We start from the raw sequence: 8,914 nt of genomic DNA, 5'->3' as shown, positions 1-8,914 counted from the left end.
GGTTCGGGCAGTCAGGTGTCGGACGTGAACTCGGGCCGACCGGCCTAGCCGAATACCAGGAGGCCAAGCACATTTACCACAACATCGATCCGCAGGTCACCGGCTGGTTTGCGGACCGTAAAGAGGAGCAGTAACCGTGTCTGATCAAATAGCAGCGACTGGCCACTTCGAGAAGACAGCATTCGATTACATCGTCGTGGGTGGCGGTTCGGCTGGCGCCGCCGTCGCGGCCCGCCTGAGCGAGGACCCGACCGTACAGGTAGCGCTGGTCGAGGCGGGCCCCGACGACCGGGGTGTTGACCAGATCCTCCGCCTTGACCGGTGGATGGAACTGCTGGAATCCGGATACGACTGGGACTACCCCATCGAGCCGCAGGAAAACGGTAACTCCTTCATGCGGCATGCCCGCGCCAAGGTGATGGGCGGCTGCTCCAGCCACAACTCCTGTATCGCCTTCTGGGCGCCCCGGGAGGACATCGATGAGTGGGAAACGAAGTTCGGGGCGGAGGGATGGAACTCCGATACCGCCTATGCCCTCTACCAGCGGCTGGAAACCAACGAGGACGCCGGTCCGGACGCTCCGCACCACGGTGATGCGGGACCCGTGCACCTGATGAACATTCCGGCGTCGGACCCTTCGGGCAAGGCACTGCTTGACGCCTGTGAACAGGCTGGTATCCCACGGGTCCACTTCAACACGGGTGCGACGGTGATCAATGGTGCCAGTTTCTTCCAGATCAACCGGCAGGCCGACGGCACCCGCGCTTCGTCCTCGGTGTCGTATATCCACCCGATCATGGAACGGCCCAACTTCACCTTGCTTACCGGCCTGCGGGCGCGGGAACTGAGGTTCGACGCGGACAACCGGTGCACCGGCGTCGACGTCGTTGACTCCTCTTTCGGGCGGACCCACGCGCTCACCGCACGGTCAGAAGTGATCCTGTCGGCTGGAGCCATCGATTCTCCGAAAGTGCTCATGCTGTCGGGCATCGGCCCGGCGGAGCACCTCGCAGCGCACGGCATCGACGTCCGGGTGGACTCCCCCGGGGTGGGCGAACACCTCCAGGACCACCCTGAGGGTGTCATCCAGTGGGAAGCCAAGCAGCCGATGCCTGAAACGTCGACCCAGTGGTGGGAAATTGGTATCTTCACCACCACTGAAGACGGACTGGACCGGCCCGACCTGATGTTCCACTACGGTTCTGTACCCTTCGACATGCACACCCTGCGGCACGGGTACCCCACCACCGACAACGGGTTCTGCCTGACCCCGAATGTCACGCATGCCCGGTCACGCGGAACGGTCCGGTTGCGCAGCCGTGACTACCGGGACAAACCAATGGTGGATCCTCGCTATTTCACCGATCCCCACGACATGCGGGTGATGATCGCCGGTATCCGGAAGGCTCGGGACATTGTCGCCCAGCCGGCCATGGCGGAGTGGGCAGGACGTGAACTGTACCCGGGCGGGGACGTGCAAACTGATGACGAAATTGCCGACTATATCCGGAAAACCCACAACACTGTCTACCACCCCGCCGGTACGGTGCGGATGGGAGCCGTGGCCGATGAGCTGTCACCCCTTGACCCTCAGCTACGGGTGAAAGGCGTGACCGGGCTGCGCGTCGCAGACGCATCGGTGATGCCGGAACTCACCACCGTGAACCCGAACATCACCACCATGATGATCGGCGAACGGTGCGCGGATCTGATCAGGCAGGCCCGGGCGGAGTAGGGCCACGCACGCTCCGGGCCGGGCTTCCCCTAGCCGGTCCGGAGCGAGCTGGCGACCCGATTCCGGCCGGCCGCCTTCGCCGAGTACAGGGCGTCGTCGGCTTCCTTCAAAAGTTGTCCGCTGCTCACCGCATGGTCAGCGGTAAAGGTTGAGATCCCGGCGCTGATTGTCAGCACCCGCAACGGGTTGCCGGTATGCGCAATGGCCAGTGACTCAATCCCCGAGCGGATCCGCTCAACCGCAACCTCGGCGTCGTGCGCGCCCTGATCGGGCAGGATCAGCAGGAATTCCTCGCCGCCGTACCGGTACACACCGTCGGTGTCCCGTGACAGCCGGGTGAGAGTCCTGGCTACCGCCTTCAGCGCTTCATCACCCGCCGGATGCCCCTGCAGATCATTGAAGCTCTTGAAGTAGTCAACGTCGCACAGCGCCAGGGAATACTGTCCGCCGTAACGTTGGCTCCGGTTATGCAGGAGTTCGAGGTCTTCGGTCAGTTTCAACCGGTTGTCCACCCTGGTGAGCGGATCGGTTCTCGCCTGCCGGGTGAGTTCCTGCCGGTACTTTCCAAGCTGAGAATGCAGCGCGGTCACGCGGAGCGCCACCAGCAGTCGGGTGCGAAGCGTGAAGGGATCCAGCGGTTTGGTGACATAGTCGTCGGCGCCGGCTTCCATCCCCGCCAGCACGGCGTCCTGGGAGCCGAAAGACGTGAGCAGGACCAGGTAGGTGTAGGTGTCCTCCTCGGCGCTGCGAATTGCCTTACACAGTTCCAGCCCGTTCATGCCGGGCATCATCCAGTCGGTGACGACCACCTGGGGCTGATACCGCTGGAACAGGTCCCAGGCGGCGTCCCCGTTGGTTGCCGACAGGCACTCGTAGCCAGCCTGTTCCACCACGGCCTTGGCGACCATCAATGATCCCGGGTCGTCGTCGACCACCATCACCTTCACGGGGCTCCTCTCACGGAGTCGGCCAGGGCCAGGGAGACCAACTCCAGTTCTGCCGCCAGCTCTTCAATCCTTGCAGGGTGTGTCTCCGCGTCGGCAACCGCATCATTTTCGAGTTCGCCGCAGAGGGCCGCGACGCCGTCGGCGCCAATGTTGGCGGCAGCACCCCTGAGCTTGTGCGCCGCGTCCCGCAGCCCTGTCCCCTGTTCGATTGCCCGTCTAAGCGCGGCCAGATCGGCGGGGACCCCTTCAAGGAAGGCGGCTGCTGCAGCGGGCAGCACTCCCCACCCGTCGGCTGCGCCGAGCCCGCGGAGTAGCTCCAGCCGGGCTGGATCCACCACCTGCCGCGGTGTGGCAGCCGGACCGGGTTCCGCTGCTGCTGCCGCGGGCGGCGACGCTGGAAGGGTTGGCGCGCTCACCGCCGGCGCTGGCACGCCGGGGGTGTGCACCCAGCGCAGCAGAGTGGTCTGCAGCAGCGCCAGATCAACCGGTTTGGCGAGGTAGTCATCCATTCCCGCGGCGCGGCACCGTTCACGATCCTCGCTAAGCGCGCCAGCGGTCATGGCGATGATCGGCAGGTGCGCACCCTCACGGCCGCGGATGGCACGGGTAGCTTCGAACCCATCCATCACCGGCATGTGGCAGTCCATCAGGACCGCTGCGTAGGTTTCGTGGGAGGTAGCCTTCACCGCTTCGGCGCCGTCGCCCACCAGGTCCACCCGGTACCCCAGCTTCAGGAGCATCGATTCCGCGACCAGCTGGTTCACCGCGTTGTCCTCAACCACCAGGATGCGTACATTCGGACCATCCTGGGCATCCTGTAGCTGGACGGTGCGGGAGTGGATGGCTTCCGCTACCGGTTCAGCGTCGGTGTGGGTCATCAGGTGCATCAGCCGGTCGTAGAGCGCCGAGCTGCGAACCGGTTTAGTCAACCATTCAGACACTCCGGCAGCGGCGAGCCGGTCGCGGTCGATGTGCCCGATGGAGGTGAGCAGGATCAACCGGGTGGCGGCCAGCTCGGGGTGGCTGCTGATTGCCTCAGCCAGGTCGATCCCGTTGATATCCGGCATACGCATATCCAGCACCGCGATGTCGAAAGGCTCTCCGGCGTGGGCTGCTGCGGATAGTCGTTCCAGCGCCGCCTCACCGCTGTCGACGGCAGTTGCCTTCATCCGCCAGGACCCGAGCTGCGATTCGAGGACCAGCCGGTTGGTTGCGTTATCGTCGACCACCAGCACTTTCAGCTCGTCGAGCAGACTGGATTCGGGTGCTGCGGGGACCAGGGATCCTTCCAGCGGCAGCGTGAACCAGAAGGTGCTGCCCGCCCCCAGGGTGCTGTCGACCCCAATGGTCCCGCCCATCGCCTCAGTCAGCCGACGCGAAATGGCGAGGCCCAACCCCGTCCCCCCATACCTGCGGGTTGTTGAAGCATCGGCCTGCGCGAAGGATTCGAACAATCTCTCGTGGTCGGCGGCCTCCACCCCGATGCCCGTGTCCTGCACCTCAAACCGGATCGTTGGCCGTCCGTCACCGGATGCGTCGGCTGGGTCCTCGCGATACACCCGGATGGCGATCTCTCCGGCCGCGGTGAACTTCACCGCGTTCGAGAGCAGATTGAGCAGCACCTGCCGGATCCGGCCGGCGTCGCCAATCAGCTGCGCTGGCACCTCGGGGAGGCAGTATGCAATCAGTTCCAGGTTCTTCTGCCGCGCACCCTCCGCGAGGAGGCCAGCGACCTCGTCGATGAGGGTGCGTGGGTCAAAGGATTCCATCTCCAGGTTGATCCGGCCGGCTTCGAGTTTCGAGAAGTCGAGGATGTCGTTGATCAGCAGCAGCAGGGACTCGCTGGCACCCTTGACACCCTGGGCATACTGCCGCTGGGTCGAATCCAGTGGCGTATCCAGCAACAACCCGGTCAGTCCGATCACCCCGTTCATGGGGGTCCGGATTTCGTGGCTCATGGTCGCCAGGAATTCGGATTTCAGCCGGGTCGCCTCGAGCGCGGCTTCCCGGGCATTGAGCAACTCGGTCTCCGCCGCGCGTCGTTCGCTGATGTCCTGAGCAATTGTCGCCAGCCCACGCATCACCCCATCCGTGAACACCGGGGATATGGTCATTGCGACCTGCACTACTGAGCCGTCGCTGCGTAAACGCTCCGTTTCGAAACTATGGCCCTCACCGCTGGCTGCCACGAGTGCCTGCGCGGCGTCATTCGCTGCATGTGCCGACGCCGGGACGAAGAAACCCTTGTCCCGGCCTATAGTTTCCGCCGCTGGATACCCGAAAACTCTTTCCGCACCGGGATTCCAGCTGACGATCTTGCCGTCGGGAGTGCAGCCGAAGATGGCGTCCGACGACGACGTCACGATCGCGCCGAGACCCTCCAGTTCCGCTGTGCGCGCGGCCACCTGATCCGCCAATCCGCGGGTCAGCGTGACGTTCTCAACGACGATCAGGACCTGGCGGATCACCAACAAGACAAGGGCGACGACGCCGATCCCCAGCTGGACCGGATACGTACCGTCGACTGCCGTATATCCGGCGACGACGATCGCGACCACCACTGGAGCGTAGGGGACCAGCTCCAGGGCGACGGCGTAGCGGTGCCGGTCGGCGCCAGTTCTTGGCCGGCGCGGCACCAGGGGTGCGACGGCGATCAGCGTGAAGGCCAGCATCCAGCCGATCGTGAGCGGTGATCCGGTGACGCCGGTGACGCCCTCGAACGTGAGCCGTACGTACACGCTGTCGGTGATGGCCAGCACCAGCAGGCCGCCGCCCATGCAGAACCACCGGAGTCGGTCGCCGACCGGCCGCCGAATCCCCAGCACGAGCACCAGGGAAATGATGATGACGTCCACCACCGGGTAGGAGGTAGCGGTGAGCTGGCCTTCGACCCCCTGGCTGGATGACCGGTGGGCGGGGCCGAGGACCGTCGCCCAGCTGATGAACAGGACGGTTGCTGCGATCACCCCACCGTCCAGCAGCGTATGGAGGCCGGACACCAGCGTTGCTGGCGGCCGGGGGAAGAAGAAGAGGGCGGCTGTTGCCGGTATGGCGTAGCCAATGAACCCAATGTCGGCTATCGAAGGAAAGGGATACAGGTGGTCGCGGGTCACCCCGAAATAGGTCCAGGCCGCCATGCCGCCGAACCAGACGAGCGTCGCCGTCGCCAGCAACCACCAGGCTTTGGCGGATTCCTTGTCGCGGCGTGCGGCGACGGCGCAACTGACGGCGGCCGCCAGGCTGAAGAGGAGGAGGCTGATGTTCCCGACATGCTGGGCCAGATCTTCGCCGCTATTGGCGACCAGGTAGCTCCCAACGGCTGCTGCCACGGCCAGCCCAGCACCTGCCAGCCACCACAATCCCGCGCCCGCTTCCGTCGGCGAATACTGCTGGTCGTCAACGACGGAAGTGCCCACGGGGATCCTTTCAGAGCGGCTCGGCAGCTCCGTGCTTCGATAACTTCTAGTTACTCTAACCTCTGGTCGGGTGCTCCCCGGCACTTCGACCGCAGTGTCATCCGAATGTGACTGCCGGTGGGACCTCGACGACTCCGCGGGTACGTAATAATGACTCAATGGGGAACTTCACACGTCACACAGCTGTCCTGACCGTTGCAGCTCTTGCCCTCGGTCTCACCGCCTGCACCGATGACCGTCCGACAGCGAACGACGCCGCCGCGGCCTTCGCCGAAGGCCTCAGCACCCTCGATGTCGCCGGCTCCGCGTTCACCACCGGGTCGGTGGAGACGGTCAATGCGGACCTTGCCGCCATCACCGCCGCCCTCGACCCGCTGACGCCGTCGGTCTCCGTCGGCGAGGTGGAGTCCGCTTCCGAAGACCAGGCCACCGCGCAGTTAAACCACGTGTGGGATGTGGATGAAAGCGATGAGGACTGGACCTACTCCACCACCGTCGAGCTGTCGCGAACCGACGACGTGTGGCAGGTCGTCTGGGATCCGGCTGTCGCAGTTGAGGGGTTGGCTGCCGGCGAAGTATTGGCGACCTCGTCGGTCCCGGCGGCCCGCGGTGACATCCTCGGCGCCGACGGTCAGGTGCTCGTGACTGACCGTCCGGTCCTCCGGATCGGTCTCGACAAAACCCAGCTCGAGGAAGAGCAGCTCGCAGGATCCGCGCAGGACCTCGCCGGCCTTGTCGGAGTGGACCCGGCGGCCTTCACCAGCCAGGTGGAGGGGGCGGGTCCGGAGGCTTTCGTGGAGGCGATTGTCCTGCGCGATGACGCCTCACGCACCATAACGGATGACGAGCTCGACGCCGTTCCCGGCGTCCTGGCCCTCCCTGACGAACTTGCCCTCGCCCCCACCCGCACCTTCGCCAGGGAGCTGCTGGGGTCGGTGGGCCAGGCCAGCGCGGAGCTGATTGAGCAGTCCGGCGCCGAGCTGGAAGCCGGGGACGTCACCGGGTTGTCCGGCCTGCAGTTGCAGCACAATGACCAGCTGGCCGGCACTCCCGGCCTGACCATCACGGCGGCCCCCGCTGAGCCGGCCGACGGCGTCGAAGCCCGGCCCCTCTTCGAGAAGGATCCGGTGGCTGGTGAGCCCCTGAACATTACCGTTGATCAGTCGCTGCAGGCCCTTGCCGAGGAGGTGCTTGAGGAGGAACCGTCGGCGTCGGCAATCGTTGCTGTGCGTCCCTCCACCGGTGAGATCCTCACGGTCGCCAATGGCCCCGGCAGTGCCGGTCTGCAGACCGCACTGTTGGGTCAGTACGCCCCCGGGTCGACGTTCAAGGTTGCCACCTCGCTGGCCTTGCTCCGCGAAGGGTTTACCCCGGAATCTTCCACCCAGTGCACCGAGGAACTGGTGGTCGATGGCCGGTCCTTCAACAACGCCAGCACTTACCCTGCAGCGTTCCTTGGCGATATCCCGCTGTTGCAGACCTTCGCCCAGTCCTGTAACACCGGTTTCATTGCCACCCGCGACGTCGTTTCGCAGGAAAAACTGGCGGCCGCCGCTGCAGATCTCGGCGTGGGGGTCGAAGCGTCGATCGGTATTCCAGCGTTCTTCGGTTCGGTGCCCGAAACTGCAGAAGGCACCGCCCACGCTGCGTCGATGATCGGCCAGGGGGAGGTCCTCGTTTCGCCCCTGGCCCTCGCCGTCATGACTGCGAGCGTGGGGGCAGGTGAACGTGTTACCCCGACCCTGCTCGCCGACGATCCGGCCGGGAATGTCACCGGGGCCGACTCGTCGCCGTCGCCGGCGGGGACGCCCGGTGCACTCACCGTCGAGGAGGCGGGAACGCTGCAAACCCTGATGGCCGCCGTCGTGGCCGAAGGCGGCGCCACGGTGCTGGCCGATGTGCCGGGCGATCCGGTGCTCGCCAAGACCGGTACCGCCGAGTTTGGTAACGAGGACCCACCGCGGACCCACGCGTGGATCGTTGCGTTGCAGGGTGACCTCGCGGTCGCGGTGTTCGTTGAGGAAGGCGACCTGGGCTCGACGTCCGGCGGGCCGCTGATGGCTGCTTTCCTGCGCGGCGCCGCGGAGTAGCTAGCGGAGTTGCGGGACCCTGGTACCGCGCGTCTCGACGATTTCCTTGCCGAGCGGTGTCAGCGAAACCGGGATCATCTTCAGGTTCGCGATGCCGAGCGGGATCCCAATGATGCTCATAAACATGGGAATGGCGGTCAGGACGTGCCCGATGGCCAGCCAGATGCCAGCGACAACAATCCAGATGACGTTGCCGAGCGTCGACAGGGTTGATGCTCGGCCGCCCCGGTCCACTATCGTGCGGCCGAAGGGCCAGATGGCGTAGGCGGCGATCCTGAAGGATGCAATGCCGAAGGGGATGGTCACGATCAGCAGGCAGCAAATCACACCGGCGAGGACGTATCCCAGGGCTAGCCAGATGCCGCCGAAAATCAGCCAGATGACGTTCAGTATTGCGTTCATGGTTTCAATCTTCCTTCATTGCGCACGTTGGGTCCATGGGCGGCCCTCCCGACAAACAAACAGTGCCCCTCCCGCATGGGGAAGGGCACTGTTTGTTTGACGACGGTTCAGCGTCTACCAGCTAGGGCTGCCAGCTAGTTGCTGCGGCGATCGTTTGATGCAGGTGCAGTGGCACGGCGCGGCCCTGACGGGCGACGTCCGGCACCGGTCGACGGGGTGTGGTTGCGCTGGTTGCCTGGCTCCTGCTTGGCCCCTGATGTGCCGGAGCGGTGAGCGGACTTGCCCTGCGGAGCGACGTCGGCTGCCCGGGCGCCACTGGCGGGG

At 65.2% G+C, this 8,914-nt stretch carries 6 protein-coding genes and 1 pseudogene; 3 read left to right on the top strand and 4 right to left on the bottom strand.

Annotated elements, in window-relative coordinates; translation table 11 throughout:
* Both K728_RS23350 and K728_RS0115175 read left to right on the top strand, forming a co-directional pair.
* The coding region (locus K728_RS23350; protein ID WP_443111000.1) for a hypothetical protein at positions 1–134 on the top strand (134 nt) is incomplete at its 5' end.
* 2 nt (positions 135–136) lie between these two features.
* Positions 137–1,735 carry a GMC family oxidoreductase gene (locus K728_RS0115175; RefSeq protein ID WP_019482185.1) on the top strand — a complete coding sequence of 533 codons (1,599 nt, stop codon included), beginning with the start codon at positions 137–139 and terminating at the stop codon, positions 1,733–1,735.
* 29 nt (positions 1,736–1,764) lie between these two features.
* Here the strand turns inward: K728_RS0115175 and K728_RS0115170 are convergent, their stop codons facing one another.
* Both K728_RS0115170 and K728_RS0115165 read right to left on the bottom strand, forming a co-directional pair.
* Entirely contained in the window at positions 1,765–2,673 is a 909-nt protein-coding gene (locus K728_RS0115170) for a GGDEF domain-containing response regulator (protein WP_237715241.1), read from the bottom strand.
* Positions 2,674–2,678: 5 nt separating this feature from the next.
* Positions 2,679–6,098, bottom strand: a complete 3,420-nt coding sequence (locus tag K728_RS0115165; protein ID WP_024477202.1) for a hybrid sensor histidine kinase/response regulator — start codon at positions 6,096–6,098, stop codon at positions 2,679–2,681.
* 158 nt (positions 6,099–6,256) lie between these two features.
* On the opposite strand from K728_RS0115165, the gene K728_RS0115160 reads away from it, so the two are divergent.
* Entirely contained in the window at positions 6,257–8,188 is a 1,932-nt protein-coding gene (locus K728_RS0115160) for a penicillin-binding transpeptidase domain-containing protein (RefSeq protein WP_019482187.1), read from the top strand.
* Here the strand turns inward: K728_RS0115160 and K728_RS0115155 are convergent, their stop codons facing one another.
* Positions 8,189–8,590, bottom strand: a complete 402-nt coding sequence (locus tag K728_RS0115155; protein WP_019482188.1) for a YccF domain-containing protein — start codon at positions 8,588–8,590, stop codon at positions 8,189–8,191.
* 134 nt (positions 8,591–8,724) lie between these two features.
* Positions 8,725–8,914: pseudogene (locus K728_RS21360) on the bottom strand (DEAD/DEAH box helicase); the annotation flags it as partial.

This window comes from Arthrobacter sp. CAL618 (genome assembly GCF_000468215.1).
GTDB lineage: Bacteria > Actinomycetota > Actinomycetes > Actinomycetales > Micrococcaceae > Arthrobacter_D.
The sequence above is the reverse complement of the archived record's forward strand: the minus strand, read 5'-3'. Positions and strand labels throughout refer to the sequence as shown.

What these genes read in the sequence shown, in the direction of transcription:
- K728_RS0115160 (WP_019482187.1), top strand. Translation starts at nt 6,257, where the DNA reads ATGGGGAACTTCACACGTCACACAGCTGTCCTGACCGTTGCAGCTCTT.
- K728_RS0115155 (WP_019482188.1), bottom strand. Translation starts at nt 8,590, where the DNA reads ATGAACGCAATACTGAACGTCATCTGGCTGATTTTCGGCGGCATCTGG.
- K728_RS0115170 (WP_237715241.1), bottom strand. Translation starts at nt 2,673, where the DNA reads ATGGTGGTCGACGACGACCCGGGATCATTGATGGTCGCCAAGGCCGTG.